Source organism: Geobacter sp. (genome assembly GCF_027327745.1).
Classification (GTDB): domain Bacteria; phylum Desulfobacterota; class Desulfuromonadia; order Geobacterales; family Geobacteraceae; genus Geobacter.
The window spans coordinates 1-14,360 of the sequence record NZ_DAHVYG010000002.1 but is presented as its reverse complement, the minus strand read 5'-3'; the positions used below and the strand labels follow the sequence as shown (position 1 = coordinate 14,360).

The following is a 14,360-nucleotide window of genomic DNA, read 5'->3' as shown; positions in this document are numbered from 1 at the left end:
AGGCGGAACCCGGCAGCGCAAAAGCGCACGGTTTCCGCCTTTTTCCGTTCCGATGAGAGAGGGGGCTACTCGTACATATCCCGGCCCCAGGTGTCCTTGAACTGGATCCGCCGGAGGGTGTTCTGGGCCGAGACCTCGTCGATGATCTTGCCGGCCTCCTCATAGGTGAAGCCGACGCTCGGCCGCACCCCCATCCAGTGGGTGGTCTCCCCCGACGGGTTGTCGAGGGGGCGCGGCACCGCCGGCCCCGGTTTGTACTTGCCGTTCAGGAAAAGGGCCGCCTCGTACTGGCGCGGCCGCTTCACGAGGCGCACGTCGACGAGGAACCCGTTCTTGGTCTCTTTGGACAGGATCGAATCCAGGACATCCATGTCGCGGGGTACTTCGCTGAATTCAGGCATTGCTTCCCTCTCAGATGATGGTTTTTCCCCGGGGCGTTGCTCCCCCCTTTACTGATAATTATCGGCAGCGGGGGGATCTTCTTGAGCGGAAATTCGCCCGCCGTCAGCACTGCTCGAAGGCGACGAACCCCGCCGCCGGCACCGTCACCTCCACGGCATGGATGGAGTCGCCCATCCGTCGCACCGTCACCTTGCGGCGGAGCTGGGCCGGGTCGGTGGAATAGATGCAGGCAAAGCGGGCCCCCTCGGCGTGGAGGCTTCCGTCCACGAGCACCCAGGCGGTGCGAGGCTGGTCGGCATCGGTGTTGATGGCGAGGAGCATCTCCTCGTTGTCGAAGATGCGGGACCAGGGGACGACGGAGCGGATCTCGCCGCCGATGGCGAACGGCAGCCCGAACGTGACCCCGTCCCCCGAGATCTCCCGCAGGTACTGGCGCCCGCGCCGCAGCACCACCTTTTCCTTTCGCAGCGCCAGGATCTTCGCACATTCGCGGTAGACCGGGTTCTCCTCGTCGAAGAAGTGGACCCCGCTGGTGCGGAATGCGCCGAAGGGGCCGCCGAACATGCATTCGCGGAGATACCGGTCGTCCCCCCCCTCGCCGTCGAAGGCCTGCTCGGTCCCGTAGTAGACGCACGGGATGCCGAGGGTGGTGACGTTCAGGGCAAGGGCGTTCAGAACGAGCTTTCGCCACTTCGGGTCGCCGGCGCAGAAGCGTTCTTTCTTGGCGCCGCGGCAGACCTGGTCGTGGTCGTCGATCACCGTCACCACCTTGTCGCGGAACCAGACGTGGGACTCCTTGCGGACCAGGAGCGAGTTGCGGAAGAGACCGAAGTAGCCGGCCGGGTCGCTCCGCCCCTTCACCAGCTCCTCAAGCTTCAGGGGGATCTCGTCCACCCCCAGGGCGGCGTTGAGACCGGTGGACTCCAGGGTGTCGAAGGCAAAGGCCCGGCCGCCGGTGATCTCGCCGATGAGGTAGAAGTTCTCCTTGCCGATCCGCTGGGCGAACTCATGGATCGTGGAGGCGAAGAAGCGCGTCGCCCCGCCCCCCATGTGCTTCACCGTGTCGATGCGGTAGCCGTCCAGGTCGGCAAAGGCAAGCCAGTACTTGTAGACCTCGCACAGCGTCAGGAGCGCCGGTGACGGCCGGAAGGCGTCCACCTCCCCCTCCCCCAGGTGGATGTCCTTGAGATCGAAGAAGTCGCCGTCCAGGTACTCGTGGTAGCGGTCCCACTCCTGGATATGCCCCTTGCGGGTGAAGGACTCCGGCACCTGGAGCTCCCGGGGCCAGACCGCGCCGTTGGGCCAGGCCTCGGGGTGGGCCGCCAGATCGACGGGGGCGAAGGGGAGCGAAGGGGTGCCGTCCTTCCTCCGGAACCCCTGTACGGGATAGACGGTGCCGCCGTCGTAGGGGGTGTAACCCCGGTCGTAGGCGAAGACGTTTCCGGCGTGGTTCAGGATGATGTCGAGGATGACGTAGATGCCGTTGTCGTGGGCAACCCGCACCATCTCCCGCAGGTCGTCCCGGCTCCCGAAGTGGGGGTCGACGTCGAGGAAATCCTGGATGCCGTAGCCGTGGTAGGTGGGGACGAAGGGGCACTGCCTGAGGAGCGGGCTCACCCAGACGGCGGTCACCCCGAGCCGGCGCAGATACCCCATCTTCCCCGCGAGCCCCTTCAGGGTCCCGCCGCACCAGCGGGTGCCGGCGTCGCGCCAGGCCGCCGCCTCGGGCTCGGTGCCGATGGCGTTCCCCGCGTCGCCGGGGCGGTAGAGGGGTGTCGCCCCCTTGTTTACCCGGCGCCCCCGGTTGTCCCGGTACCCCGTTTCGTTCCCGTCGGAGAAGCGGTCGAGAAGCAGAAAGTAGAGCACCTCGTCCTCCCAGGCAGCGGGGGAGGGGTGAAAGGTGCGGTCGCAGAGGCTCTTCAGATCCAGGTCCCTGATTGATTGCGGTGCCGTCATGGCGCTCTCCTCCTTTACGAAAAAACCCCCTCCCGTGGAAGGAGGGGGCGATCGTCGCGTACCGTGGGGAGACTACGAGATCTTCAGCACGATCTTCCCGAAGTGTTTGTCCTCTTCCATCATCCGGTGGGCCTCCACCACCCGGTCGATGGGGAAGACCTTCTCGATGATCGGGACGATGGTCCGGTCGGCGAACTTCGGGAGGGCCGTCCGCGTGAACTCGGCCACGATCTCCCCCTTGTCCTTCACCGGGCGGGAGCGGAGCACGCTTCCGATGATCTGCTGGCGCTTCACCATCATGAGGGCCAGATTCAGCTCCGCCTTGATGCCGCTGATGACGCCGATGATGACGAGCCGCCCGGCGTAGGCCAGGGAGTTCATGTTGGGGGCGAGATACTTGGCCCCCACGTGGTCGAGGATGACGTCGACCCCCTTCTTGCTGGTGAACTCCTTCACCGCCTCCGAGAAGTCGGGGGTCTGGGTGAAGTCGACGACCAGGTCGGCCCCCAGCTCCTTCACCCGCTCCATCTTGCTCGGGTGGGCGGTGACGATGATCTTCGTGTTGGGGACCAGGGCCTTGCAGAGCTGGATGCCGGCGGTGTTCACCCCGCCGCCGCCGCCGTGGAGGATGGCGGTGTTGTTATCCTTTAAACCGCCGATCATGAAGACGTTCAGGAATGCCGTGATGTACGACTCGCAGACGCAGGCCGCCTCCTCGAAGCTCATGCTCCCGGGGATCCGCATCAGATGGCTGGCGTAGGCCACCGCGTACTCGGCGTAGCCGCCGCCACCGACCAGCGACATGACCCGGTCCCCCACCTGCCAGCCGGTCACTCCCGGCCCCAGCTCTTCGATGGTGCCGGCCACCTCCAGCCCCAGGATCTCGGAATCGCCCGGGGGGGGCGGATATTTACCCTCGCGCTGGACGAGGTCGGGACGGTTGACGGAGGTGGCCACCACCTTCACCAGCACCTGTCCCTCGGCAGGTTTCGGCCGCTCCGCCTCCCCCACCGTCAGTACCTCCACCCCGCCGAAGCCGTTGAGCAGAACCGCTTTCATACCGTTTCCTCCTTGCACGGAATAGTTTCAAAAAAATTGCCGCCACTCTAGCCAACAAACGGCGTTATGTAAACACAAAAGAGGCCGTGCAGCTCACCACTTCCAGAGATAGAGGAACTCCGTCGAGGAGAGCGTCTCCAGGAGGTCGCCGCCTAGCGACGCGAGTCCCGTTTCCGGTGCGGCGGCCTCCCCCGAGTAGATCGTCCCCCGCCAGTGGCCGGGACGGTAGTAGCTCACCACCCGGGCCTCCTCGATGCCGAGCCCCTTCTTCATCTCGGCAATGACGTCGTCCAGATATTCAACCCGGTCGATGAGCCCCGCCTGCAGCGCCTCGTCCGCCGTGAAGACCCGCCCGTCGGCAAGCTTCTCCAGTTCGGCCCGTCCGAGACGGTTACCCGTGCGGGCCAGCACCGTTTCCAGGAATCGACCCTGGAGCCGGTCGATGATCCCCTGGAGGATCTGCCGCTCCTCCGGCGTCATCTCCCGGAAAGGGGAAAGGATATCCTTCTTGTCCCCCGACTTGATTGCCTTCTCGGTGATGCCGACCTTCCCCATGAGTCCTTCCACGTTGAAGGCGCGGAGCATGACCCCGATGCTCCCGGTGACGGCGGTGGGATGGGCCGTGATCCGGTCGGCGGCGGCGGCGATGTAATACCCCCCCGAGGCGCCGATGCCGGTGATGCAGGCGGAAACCGGCACCTTCTTCCGCTCCCGGAACCCCTTCAGCTCGTGGTAGATGACGTCGCTGGCGGTGACGGTCCCGCCGGGGGAGTTGATCCGCAGGACCACGCCGACCACGTCGTCATCCTTCTCGGCCTTGCGGAGCGCCTCCTTCACCCGGGCCACCGTCGACGGCCTTGCCGCGGAGAGCCCTCTCCCCTCCCGTCCGACCTCGGAGATGATCCCGGTCACGTCCAGAAGGAGGATCTTCGGCCGCCCCTCCCCTTCGAGGACCGTCTCCTCCAGGGGACGGAGCGGCGGGGTAAGATTGGCGTTCACATATGCGCAGGCGTTCAGAAGGAACAGGGAGAGAACTGCGGCCAGACGAAGGGCGATTCTCATCATCCACCTCCTTGCGGGCGCTCTTAACCCTTGCGGCAGAGCACCGGCACCTTGGCCAGGGCGCGGGCCCGCTTCTCCGGATTGGCGGGGAGGGAGACCGCGTCCATCATGAAGCCGACGGTTTCGACGAAGGCAAACGCATCGCGGACCGCCTTCGCGCACTCGTCGGGAGTCGAGGGGTGTTTCTCGGGGGAGTAAACCAGGGTCTTGCGATCGGCTTCCAGGCTCCAGGCCACATACACCCGGAAGCCGGCACCGCGCTTCAGGGCGCAGATGTAGGCGCCGCAGCTCTGGGGCTTGTGACCTTCGGGCGAAATGGTCACCATGTTGAGGGTCTGGTGGAGTTCGAGCACCTCGTCGGCGCCGCCGTACTCGATGCAGTCGAGACTCTTGTCGAGGCGGAAGTGGGCAGGGGTTTCATCTCCGCCGGGAGCCCCGAAGGAGGTGAATCCGCCCCCCCCCATGAAGGCGAAGGGGTCCGCTTCCCCCCCTCCGTTCAGAAGGGCTTCGACGGCACTCCCCACCTCCCCGTCCCAGCCGGCCTTGAACACTTCGGCCCCCCCCTCCGCCGCAGCGGGGGGAGGGGGCACCGCCGCCCGGGCAGGAGGAGGGACACGCTCCGGCGGGGGCGGAGGCGGTGCCGCCTGCTCCGGTTTCGCCCCCTTCTGGGCCGAAAGCCGCGCCACCTCCGCCTGGAGCGCCGCAATCCGGGCCGCGGCGGTCTGTTCGTCGAGAGCCCTGGCCACCGCGAGCCGCTCCACTTCATCCTTCAGTGCCGAGACATCGGCCGCGGCCTTTGCCAGAAATTCGGCCGAAGCCCCCCCCTTGGCGGCAATCACCCGTTCGACCGCCGCCCGCTCGGCGGAAAGAAGCTCCGCCTCGGCAACGAGCCGTGCCAGCCGCTCGACGGCGGCGGCGCGGGCGGCCTCCAGCTCCGCGGAACGCCGGGCGACGACCTCCTCCAGGGCGGTGACGTCTGCCGCCAGCCGGGCCTCTTCCGCCGCCGCCGTCTCCGCAAGGCGCCCGGCCTCCGCCTCCAGCCCGGCGATCCGCTCGGCAGCGGCTTTCGCAGCCTGCTCCCTCGACGCGGTCAGCCTCCCGATCTCGGCGGTCAGGGCATCGATCCGCTCGCCGGCGGCCTTTTCCTCCGCCCCGGCATCGGCCTCGAGCTGTCTCTGCTCGCCCTCCAGACGCTCGACCTCGGCAGCCAGCCGTTCCCGGCTCCGCACCGCGGCCTCTCCCGCCTTCCTGACCCCGGCCTCAAGCATCGCCACTTCCCGGCGCAGCTTCTCCAGGTCGGGAGCCACGCCCCGTTCAACCTCGACCCGTTCCGCCGTCAGCCGCTCCACCTCTTTGCGCAGCTCCTCGGCCCGTTCGGCGGTCTCGCGCTCGGCTTTCTGCTTCTCGGCGGCCAGACGCGCCACCTCCGCCTCCAGGCGCTTCGACTCGGCCTGCAGCGTGTCACCCTCCACCTCGGCCAGCCGGAGCAGCTCATCCCGCTCCCTCCGGAGACGCTCGATCTCTGCCGCCAGCCGGGTCTGCTTCTCGGTCCACGCCTTTTCGGCGGCCTCCTTCTCGGCACCGAGCCGCTGGGCCTCGGCGGTCATCTCCGCCACGCGGGCGGCGGACTCCGGCGCCGCTGCCGTCACGGTGGCAGCAGCACTCTCTTTTGGAAGAGGAAGAGCTTCCGCCGGCAGCTCCGCCCCCTCCCCCACCACTGCCCGGTCCATGAGCGGAACCGCCGCCGGTTTGCAAATCACGCGGATATCGCGAATGACCACCTCGCGCATCGCCTTGCTGTATTTCAGGTTCACCTCGCGCAGCGAAAAGCCGAGTTCGGCGAGGAAGGCACCGGCCTCCCGGACAAGGCGGTCGACCGGCGCATTGGTCGGCGGCGGGGGATCGGGACGGTAGACGAACGACTTTTTCCGGTCGACCTGTTCGAGGACGGCGTAGACCTGAACTACGTCATTCCTGCGGATGACACAGAGGTAGGCGTTGCACGGCCGGGGAGGGAGTTTTCCCGGGCCGACGGGAAGGGGTTCATTGGAGCGGTGAATCTCGATGACATCGGCCTCGTCGGCCTCTATGCTGCCGAGGGATGTGTCGAGTACGAACATGGCAGACCTCGTCAGAGGGTGGGAATTCCGTTACACTCTACCCGATTTTCTCGGATAGGCAAACTGTTCCGGCGGGATGCGGGGCGGGGGGAGCCGACAGGTCTAAGGGAGTTCCACCGACAGGAGGTCGTCGGCGGAAACCTTGAGCTTCCGCTCGATCGTCTTGCAGAGGATGATCTTGCCGTCGTAGGCATCATCGCTCTCGTTGACGACCATGACCGCGAAGACCCCCGAAAGGCCGCTGGACGGGCTGGTGAGCTTCAGCTTCTTGACGGTCCCCGTCTTGTAGAAGGCGCCGATCTGCTGGGCCGTCGCCGGGGTGATGGCCGCCATGCCGAACTGCTCGAAGGAGCTGCCGATGGCGCTGTTCTGGATATGGCACGCGGGAAGGGTCAGGACGCCGGGGAGCCCCGCAGCGGCAGCGGCGGCCACTACGTCCCCCCTGTTCCTGCCCAGGGCCTCCAGCTTTCCCTTGGCGACGTTGAGGGAGATGGTTAGCACCTGGAGATTGATCGCCTTGGTGCCGAGGAGGAGGAGAAACGACTCTTCGAGCGGCTTGACGACGATGCGGCCGTCCTGGTAGCGCAGATCGACGAGGTCGAACGCCCCGGCACTGTTCCGCACCCCGGACCCCGGATCGGCCACGACGCCGGCGACTCCCTGGAGAATAGAGAGGTCGAACAGGGGAGGAAAGGCATGGGCCACCACCTCTCCGGCGGCACCGCATACCAGGCTCCCGATCACCCCCGGTACCGTGTTGATCTGCTGCAGGACATCATCCATCGTCTTGTCTGACTCCCCGTCCATGGACTCTCCGGCCGCCCCGGCGGCTACTTGCGCGCGGCGAAGGCGCTGCGGATGTCGGCCTCCACCTGGGCGAGGGGGCTCTCCGCCTTCACCGCGATGGAGATGTAGTGGTTCTTGGCCTCGAAGAGCAGTAGCTGGCTCCCTTTCCCGTAAACCGCGGCAGACCTGGTTTCGCCGAGACCGAAGAGGGTGCCGAGCCGGTTACCGATTCCCGCCAGGGCACCCCCTCTCCCGGCCAGCGCCTCCGCCTCGAAACTCTCGTCCTCCACCGTGGTGCCGTCACGCTTGAGGAGAACCGCATAGGAGACCCCCGTGATTTGCAGCAGCCGCTCCGCGATAGGGCTCATCCGTCGCCGGACCGTCGTCACGGCAGCCTCGTCGTTTCCCCGGGGAGGGATCATCCCGGCCTGTTCCTCGTCCATGAGCCGGTGGGCCTCCAGCAGCAGGTAGCTGATGCTCTGCTGGATCGTCCGGCTCGTGGTGGTAACCTTCGGCTGGATGGAGAAACGCCCCCCGGGCCAGCGGATGATCTCGTACAGGGCCGGTTCCCCCGCCCGTCCGTCCTGCTCCGCGTGGATGATCTCGCCGTCGCGGAAGAAGATCATCCCCTGCCGCTCGCGATATTCCACGCAGATGCAGCCGGAAAACCGGTTCTGCCCCTTGAGCTGGATCACGTCCGTCAGGGGGAGACCGGCCACGGAACCTTCGAAACCGCTGATTTTTTCGCGTTGCGCAATCTCTGCCGTCATGGCGCTACCCTCATTGGTAGATTATCGACACCGTTCAACAAGCACATTCCATGCCCTCTCCCTTCACGGGTGGGCATCAGCTATGTCGGTATGGCAGCCGACGCAATTCGCAACGAGTGTGAAGCCAAGTTCCCCTCCCGGCACCAGGTTATGACAGCCGCCTCCTTCGGGTGACAACGGCGCCAGACAGCCGTTGATGGTAACCGTCTGGCCGATAAAAGTAATGGTCTTACCGAGGCGCGTATGGTGCTTGGCCCCCAACCCCTCGTTGGAGCCGCCGTGGCAGACGCGGCAGTCGTCATTGCGCGATAGCGAGTTGTTGTCGAGCGTGGCATCGTAGGGGAGTACCTTCACCGCTCCGTGCTTCAGGTGAATGGAGGTCGTCCGCACGCGATTGATGAAAGCGGGGTCGATCGGCATCCCGCCCCGCTTGGCCCGGGAAGTCGAGAACCATTGCTGGAGCGGCTGAACGGGCCAGCCATTCTGAATCAGGGTGTTTCTCCCGGCGGCGCTCGTGTAGAGCTGCTGAACCGGGACGATGGGCCAACCGCCATGGCAGGAATAGCACATGACCGGGTACTTGATCGGGTCGAGCACGTGACAATCGAGGCAGGCAGGCCCAGCCCCCCCTTCCTTGGCTCCCATCAGGTTCACGCCGTGGCAGACCTGGCACTGTGTCACGTGCTCCTTGACCAGAATGCCGTCCATGAGAAGCTCGCCATTGGGCCCTCTGACGACGCGGGGATCACTGAAATCGAGCAAAGGATCGCGATGGTACGTAACCCACGTCGCCTCGTGGGCGTTGACCGAGGATGGCGCGTCCGGGTTGGGGGAATTCCCCCCGCCGCACCCGGCGAGGATCATGAGAAACAGGAAGAAAGGCCAGATAAACCTACGCATACATTCTCCGTCCGAGCCCCGGCACCCTAACCGTGGCACGGCTGGCAGGTCTGCGAAGAACGCGGATTGCCGTGACAGCGGTAGCAGGAGGTCGGATCGAGGCGCCCGTCGATCCGGTGGCGCGAAAGATAATCGCCCCGATGCTGCATCCGCCGGTAGTTCTCCGTCTCGTTCTTGATGGAAGGTTTGAGCTCGGTGCGCGAGACGTGGCAGTCGTTGCAGAAGCTCTGCTCGTGGCAGAGGGCACAGATCCGCTGGTCCTGGTAGGCGACGAGCCGGTGCGAGTCGGTGAAGAGGGGGGTATGGTTGTAGCGCTCGAAATCGACCGGCTCTTTCTTGTAGCCATGACACTTGGTACAGAACTCCCGGCGCTCTCCCAGCTCGTAGATTTGGGGATGCTTCACCGGAAGACGGTAACGTTTCTCCCCGGCACAGGAAGCGAGAAGACCGAAGGCGGCCATCCCGCAGAGAATCCTCAGGATCGTACCATGTGTCATGAAAAATGCTCCAAAACGGCGGTCGGCTCGGGCGCGGTCATTTCGCAAAGGAGTAGGAGGCGGAGATGATGCCGCGGTAGTCCTTGTCAAAGTAGGGATCGTTGCTGTAGTCGAGGGCCAGCTTGACATTGAGCGCCTTTTCCAGAAACCTGCCGCCGGCCCCGGCGGAGGCGAAAAATGCCGATCCCTTGCGGTAGATATCCTCATCGTAGTCGACGTACATCACGTCCCCGGTCACGAAGAACGGGGCAATGTCCCAGTAGACATACGCCCTCCCGAGGTAATAGCGGTTCTCCGGGATATCCCCCTCGACCCGCCCGAACTCGACGCCTACCTCCGAAAAGATCTTCCGGCGGACGGTGGCCAGGGCGGTGTACATGTCCGCCTTCCCGTACCGGCTGTCGTATTCGTAATGCTTATACCGGCCGCCGAACTCGATGTTCTCCGCCGGGTACCAGAACGCCTCGCTTCCCGCCACCGTCACCCGGTCGCCGAACCGGGAAAGGACGCGGAATGGATTGGCGCTGCCGGGATTACGGCTCAGAAAGTCGGCGTACCGGTACTTCTGGAAGAAAGGACGGATCTCGAAGGATGAAATCGGGATCCTCACCTCGTAGGAGTGCTCTCCCCAGCCAGCGGTAATCAGATTGAGGGTCGAGTGCCCGAAGACGGAGACGTTCCACGGTAAAAGCAGGGAGACGTCGGTGCCGAGGAGTTGCTCGTCGACGGAGCCGTTGTTCGCCGTGCGCTTGTAAGAGAGCCCCACATCGTAGCGGCCGGGAAGGGAATGGGCAACCCGGACGCCGACCATGCTGTCACCCCGGACCCCCCCTGTATCTTCCAGGTTGACCGGAAAGCCGGCGTAAGCCGAGAGAGTGACGGTCGGTACGATGTCGGTCTTGACGTAGGCGCCGTCGAGGCTCTCCCGCGTCACCCCCTCGAAGATGTACTGCCTCCCGAGCCGGAGCTGCCAGTCGCGGTTCGGATCGAGGTATTCAAGATAGGCGTAAAGGAGCTCTCCGGCAGTCGTATTGTTGGCGTAGTCGTCCCGCAGGTTGACCCTTCCCCAGCCATAGGCGTGAAAAGATAGCCCCGGCGTCCGGAGGTTGCCGTAGTCAAACCTCATGAACTCGTAGGCAGGGAGGAGGGAGCGGGACCGCCCGTCCCGATCGTCGCGCTCCAGCTGCCGAACGATGGTATCGGAGCTGAGGCCGAGTTCCAGCGCCGGCGCACGGTAGGGCCAGAGCAGAAGGATGGCGAGCACCCAGAGCTGTATGGCACGGCCTCGATAGAACGTCACGCACTACCCCTCTTCATGGTCACTGCATCGAAAACGTTCCCCCTCCCCCCTTTTCAGTGCCGGGAGGAGAGGAACGGACAGTCTAAAGTCTCAGCGCTGGCGCACCGGCGGATTGTGGGCATCCTGGTGGCACGTCAGGCACTTGGGGAACCGCTCGTGGAGCTGTTTGCTGTGGGGAAGCCCGTGACAGTCGGTGCACTTGGGGATCAGGCCGTGCTTCGTGTGGCAGACCGCACAGTTGACCTTGCCGTGGCGGCTCGGGCTCTTGGACCAGGTGGCGTAGACCTTGTCGTGACAGGAGCCACAGGTACGGGCACCGGCATCCTTGGTATAGCGGATCTGAGTCGGCATATGGACCGGATGGCACTCGCTGGCGCAGGTCTTGAACCCCTGACCTTCGTAGTGGGGCTTGTGGCACATGCTGCACGACGGGATCAGGCCGTGGGCCGTATGGCAGTCCGCGCAGGAGAGGCTGGTATGCTTGCTCGGATATTTCTTCAGTTCCTCCGGCGGTCCGGCGTGGCATCCGGCGCAGGAGGAGAGGAGCTTCTGGCTCATCGGCACCTTGGCCGCGGCGTGAGGATTCTGGTGACATGCCGAACACTCGGTGAACGACGGACCGTGGGGAAGCGTATGGCAGGACGCGCACTTGGGCATGATCTCGGCCCAGTTCCCCTTGATCGGGTTGTAGCTGTGGAAGGTCTTGTGACAGTTCTGGCACTGGAAGGTGTGACGTCCGCCATCGTTCTTGATGTTCTGGTAGACACCGGGGTGGCACTGTCCGCACTGGACCACGGTCAGGGGAGGAGGTTCGGAGGCATAGAGCTCGGGCTGCCTCGCTATCTGGACCGTTGCTACGGGAGGACGATCCTTCTTTGCCGCGGAGCGCTCTGCGGCGAAAGAGTCCCCTCCCCGGAGGAAGAGCGCGCCGGCCGCGAAAGAGACAAGGAGCGCAACCACCTGAAGATACACAACCATTCGTTTTTTACCTGACAGTTTCATCGGTCATTTCCCTCTGGCAGAATTCGTTATCACAACCGCCGACTCGGTCATTTGGCGGCAAAATCCAGCGAATTAGCGTATATTAATAGCGTCTATAAGGCCCGCTGTCAATCGCAAATCGGCCCGCGACCGGCCTGCAACGGGCAATCTGATCATGAGATCTGGAAATTTTGCCGGCGCCGAGCGAAAAAACAGCTAAAGAAAATGGTCCATCGTCCGAAAAAAAGAGTAATTGCAGTGTTGCCGGAACAACCCCCACCCGATGGATGAAAATGACGATCGAAACCTTGTACAACCGTATTCTGAGCTACTTCGAAGACGAGCTCTCTTCCACCAGGAGGCGTCTGGAAGAAGGGGCGTTCGCAAGCTTCAAGGATCAGGTCCTTGCCGCCCGCAGGATCACCGAGGCGCTGACGCTCCTCTCACCCTACTCGCGGCGGGACCGGCGCGCACGACTGCTGACGAGAAGCGGCGAGGAGCTCATCCGCGAACTCATGTCGGTGCGTGAGGTGATCCGCAGGAAGGGTACGTCGGCCGGGCGGCAGACGCTCCTCATCTCACAGATCATGCCTGAGAAGGAATACCTCCAGTAGCCCTACGGCTGCTCCCCCCTCTCCCCTTCCGCGGGCGCCACGCTGGCCCGCAATCCCTCCTCCAGCGAGGGATACCGCAGTTCAACCCTGAGCTTTTCCAGCATCTTGCTGTTGTCCATCCGCCGCGACTCGGTGACGTACGAGAGCATGAGCGGCGTCATTACCTGCCGTGCCCCCGCCATGGTCACCTGGCGGGGTCGGGGAAACCCCAGTGCGTCGGCGCAGGCGTTGAAGTATTCGGTCATGGTGCCGGGGTGGCCGTCGCTCACGTTGAAGATGTCGTCGTCTCCGCGGTCGGCGGCGGCGACGCAGACGCGCGCCAGGTCCTCGGAGTGGATCCGGTTCGTCAACCTTGCCTCACTCTCCAGCAGGACCGGCTGACCGCTCGTCAACTGCTGAAGCGGAAGCCGTCCCGGACCGTAGATCCCGGTGACCCGCAGGATCACCACGGCTATCCCCCGCTCTTTCCCCCAGGCGCGCAACGCCGTTTCGGCATCCAGGCGCCGCCTTGCCCGGGCGGTCTGGGGATTGACCGGCGTCTCCTCGGTGACCGTTTCATCGCCGCAGTCGCCGTAGACGCCGCTCGTGCTGATGTAGACCAGCTTCCGGGGCTCGTCTCCCGGCGTCACCGCCGCGCAGAAATTCCTGACGCGCGTATCGACGTTCCCGCCTCCCGGGGGAGGTACGAAATAGAATACCACCGCGCCGCGTGTCGGCAAGCCGGGCAGGGTATCCGGATCGTCGAGGGTCCCCTCCACGGTGGCGATCCCGAGCTCTCGGAGACGGGCTGCGCTCTCCTCCGAACGTACCAGGGCGGTCACCGCACCCCCCCGTTCCATGACGAGCCTTGCCACCCTTCTGCCGATATCGCCGCAGCCAACGATAAACACCGGTTCCATCACCGTCTTTCCCTCCCCTGAAGCTCACTGCCGGCTCGTCGTCTGAGCACCGCGCGTCCGGAGCGCCCACGTTCATACACCCATAGGGAAACGGTGTCAAGACATGGAAGCGGCCTTTCGCGCCCAGACCACCACGTAATGTACCCCCGAAACCACCGCGGCAAGAAACGACACCGCCATGAGCGGAGGGAGCGCCCGCCGCAGCCCCGCCACACCCGCCCCGTGGGCAATGACGACGAGGATCAGGACGATCTGGACGGCGGTGCTGATCTTGCTCGGGAGGCTCGGCTCCATCTCCAGGCGCCCGGTGCGAAGCCAGAAGGCGATGGCCCCGGAGACGATGACGACATCGCGGGTGACGAGAGTCACGGCCAGCCACCAGGGGAGACGTCCCACGGCAGCCAGGACGATGACCGATGAGAGGACGAGGAACTTGTCGGCCGCGGGATCGAGGAACGAGCCGAGACGGCTCTGCTGGTTGAAGCGTCGGGCAATGAAACCGTCGAAGGCATCGGTTACGCCGGCGATGAAACAAAGGGTGAGGGCCGTACCGAACTCTCCGCGCGCCAGCATGACCACGACGGCCGGAACCAGGGCAATTCGCAGCATTGACAGGACGTTTGGCACGGTCAGAACATCGCTCATCGAAAAATGATAGCGGAAAATCGGCCGGCGTCCACTGCTGCCGGCGACGCCGGGTTGACAGCACTCCTCCCCGCGCTAGACTTCCAGTCACACACCCCCAGGAAAGGAGACACGACGATGGCATGTTCACCGGAATTGCACCTGATGCACATGTGCGCCCTCAAGGCCCAGGGGGCGGAAGACGAGATTGCCTGCCTCTCCGCCTCGCCGACCGTGAAGTGCGGCAACTGCGGCGCTCTGTCCAACTCCCCCGAAAACGTCTGCAACCCCGTCCCCCTCGACTGACGGGGAAATGCCGTTTTCTGATGATTCCCGAGGTTCGTGACCCCCGTCGCGGGCCTCTTTTTCCGTCAGCCTCCCAAACGGTCC

At 64.6% G+C, this 14,360-nt stretch carries 15 protein-coding genes; 2 read left to right on the top strand and 13 right to left on the bottom strand.

What is annotated here, in order from left to right; translation table 11 throughout:
- Positions 1–65: 65 nt before the first annotated feature.
- The 11 genes from M6689_RS00160 to M6689_RS00110 all read right to left on the bottom strand — a co-directional run bounded on the left by M6689_RS00160 (position 66) and on the right by M6689_RS00110 (position 11,830).
- Positions 66–401: a hypothetical protein gene (locus M6689_RS00160; protein WP_298266457.1), complete on the bottom strand. Its 336-nt coding sequence runs from the start codon at positions 399–401 to the stop codon at positions 66–68.
- 103 nt (positions 402–504) lie between these two features.
- Entirely contained in the window at positions 505–2,358 is a 1,854-nt protein-coding gene (locus tag M6689_RS00155) for an alpha-amylase family glycosyl hydrolase (RefSeq protein WP_298266456.1), read from the bottom strand.
- 72 nt (positions 2,359–2,430) lie between these two features.
- Positions 2,431–3,417 carry an NAD(P)H-quinone oxidoreductase gene (locus M6689_RS00150; RefSeq protein WP_298266454.1) on the bottom strand — a complete coding sequence of 329 codons (987 nt, stop codon included), beginning with the start codon at positions 3,415–3,417 and terminating at the stop codon, positions 2,431–2,433.
- A 93-nt stretch (positions 3,418–3,510) separates the two neighbouring features.
- Positions 3,511–4,479, bottom strand: a complete 969-nt coding sequence (sppA, locus tag M6689_RS00145; RefSeq protein ID WP_298266452.1) for a signal peptide peptidase SppA — start codon at positions 4,477–4,479, stop codon at positions 3,511–3,513.
- A 23-nt stretch (positions 4,480–4,502) separates the two neighbouring features.
- Positions 4,503–6,599 (bottom strand): hypothetical protein, encoded by a 2,097-nt coding sequence (locus M6689_RS00140; RefSeq protein WP_298266450.1) that lies wholly within the window; start codon positions 6,597–6,599, stop codon positions 4,503–4,505.
- A gap of 102 nt (positions 6,600–6,701) precedes the next feature.
- Positions 6,702–7,406, bottom strand: coding sequence for a roadblock/LC7 domain-containing protein (locus M6689_RS00135; protein WP_298266448.1), 705 nt, complete (start codon positions 7,404–7,406; stop codon positions 6,702–6,704).
- Between the two features lie 23 nt (positions 7,407–7,429).
- Positions 7,430–8,155 carry a DUF4388 domain-containing protein gene (locus tag M6689_RS00130; protein WP_298266446.1) on the bottom strand — a complete coding sequence of 242 codons (726 nt, stop codon included), beginning with the start codon at positions 8,153–8,155 and terminating at the stop codon, positions 7,430–7,432.
- A gap of 63 nt (positions 8,156–8,218) precedes the next feature.
- Positions 8,219–9,055, bottom strand: a complete 837-nt coding sequence (locus tag M6689_RS00125; protein WP_298266444.1) for a hypothetical protein — start codon at positions 9,053–9,055, stop codon at positions 8,219–8,221.
- A 26-nt stretch (positions 9,056–9,081) separates the two neighbouring features.
- On the bottom strand, positions 9,082–9,552 hold the full coding sequence (locus tag M6689_RS00120; RefSeq protein WP_298266442.1) for a cytochrome C: 471 nt from the start codon (positions 9,550–9,552) through the stop codon (positions 9,082–9,084).
- Positions 9,553–9,589: 37 nt separating this feature from the next.
- Positions 9,590–10,852 (bottom strand): hypothetical protein, encoded by a 1,263-nt coding sequence (locus M6689_RS00115; protein ID WP_298266440.1) that lies wholly within the window; start codon positions 10,850–10,852, stop codon positions 9,590–9,592.
- 90 nt (positions 10,853–10,942) lie between these two features.
- A complete protein-coding gene (locus tag M6689_RS00110) occupies positions 10,943–11,830 on the bottom strand; it encodes a cytochrome C (RefSeq protein ID WP_298266438.1) in 888 nt (295 codons plus the stop codon).
- 296 nt (positions 11,831–12,126) lie between these two features.
- Between M6689_RS00110 and M6689_RS00105 the strand changes: the two genes are divergently transcribed.
- Positions 12,127–12,447, top strand: a complete 321-nt coding sequence (locus M6689_RS00105) for a hypothetical protein (RefSeq protein WP_298266436.1) — start codon at positions 12,127–12,129, stop codon at positions 12,445–12,447.
- Between the two features lie 2 nt (positions 12,448–12,449).
- Here the strand turns inward: M6689_RS00105 and M6689_RS00100 are convergent, their stop codons facing one another.
- Together M6689_RS00100 and M6689_RS00095 are read right to left on the bottom strand one after the other, a co-directional pair.
- Positions 12,450–13,346 carry an SDR family oxidoreductase gene (locus tag M6689_RS00100; protein ID WP_298266434.1) on the bottom strand — a complete coding sequence of 299 codons (897 nt, stop codon included), beginning with the start codon at positions 13,344–13,346 and terminating at the stop codon, positions 12,450–12,452.
- Between the two features lie 96 nt (positions 13,347–13,442).
- Positions 13,443–13,991 (bottom strand): CDP-alcohol phosphatidyltransferase family protein, encoded by a 549-nt coding sequence (locus M6689_RS00095; RefSeq protein WP_298266432.1) that lies wholly within the window; start codon positions 13,989–13,991, stop codon positions 13,443–13,445.
- Positions 13,992–14,108: 117 nt separating this feature from the next.
- Between M6689_RS00095 and M6689_RS00090 the strand changes: the two genes are divergently transcribed.
- Entirely contained in the window at positions 14,109–14,276 is a 168-nt protein-coding gene (locus tag M6689_RS00090; protein WP_298266430.1) for a hypothetical protein, read from the top strand.
- Positions 14,277–14,360: the final 84 nt, after the last annotated feature.

Bases quoted from the DNA above. Each gene is read 5' to 3' on its own strand.
- M6689_RS00160 (WP_298266457.1), bottom strand. From the start codon at position 401: ATGCCTGAATTCAGCGAAGTACCCCGCGACATGGATGTCCTGGATTCG.
- M6689_RS00155 (WP_298266456.1), bottom strand. From the start codon at position 2,358: ATGACGGCACCGCAATCAATCAGGGACCTGGATCTGAAGAGCCTCTGC.
- M6689_RS00150 (WP_298266454.1), bottom strand. From the start codon at position 3,417: ATGAAAGCGGTTCTGCTCAACGGCTTCGGCGGGGTGGAGGTACTGACG.
- sppA (WP_298266452.1), bottom strand. From the start codon at position 4,479: ATGAGAATCGCCCTTCGTCTGGCCGCAGTTCTCTCCCTGTTCCTTCTG.
- M6689_RS00140 (WP_298266450.1), bottom strand. From the start codon at position 6,599: ATGTTCGTACTCGACACATCCCTCGGCAGCATAGAGGCCGACGAGGCC.
- M6689_RS00135 (WP_298266448.1), bottom strand. From the start codon at position 7,406: ATGGACGGGGAGTCAGACAAGACGATGGATGATGTCCTGCAGCAGATC.
- M6689_RS00130 (WP_298266446.1), bottom strand. From the start codon at position 8,155: ATGACGGCAGAGATTGCGCAACGCGAAAAAATCAGCGGTTTCGAAGGT.
- M6689_RS00125 (WP_298266444.1), bottom strand. From the start codon at position 9,055: ATGCGTAGGTTTATCTGGCCTTTCTTCCTGTTTCTCATGATCCTCGCC.
- M6689_RS00120 (WP_298266442.1), bottom strand. From the start codon at position 9,552: ATGACACATGGTACGATCCTGAGGATTCTCTGCGGGATGGCCGCCTTC.
- M6689_RS00110 (WP_298266438.1), bottom strand. From the start codon at position 11,830: ATGGTTGTGTATCTTCAGGTGGTTGCGCTCCTTGTCTCTTTCGCGGCC.
- M6689_RS00105 (WP_298266436.1), top strand. From the start codon at position 12,127: ATGACGATCGAAACCTTGTACAACCGTATTCTGAGCTACTTCGAAGAC.
- M6689_RS00100 (WP_298266434.1), bottom strand. From the start codon at position 13,346: ATGGAACCGGTGTTTATCGTTGGCTGCGGCGATATCGGCAGAAGGGTG.
- M6689_RS00095 (WP_298266432.1), bottom strand. From the start codon at position 13,991: ATGAGCGATGTTCTGACCGTGCCAAACGTCCTGTCAATGCTGCGAATT.
- M6689_RS00090 (WP_298266430.1), top strand. From the start codon at position 14,109: ATGGCATGTTCACCGGAATTGCACCTGATGCACATGTGCGCCCTCAAG.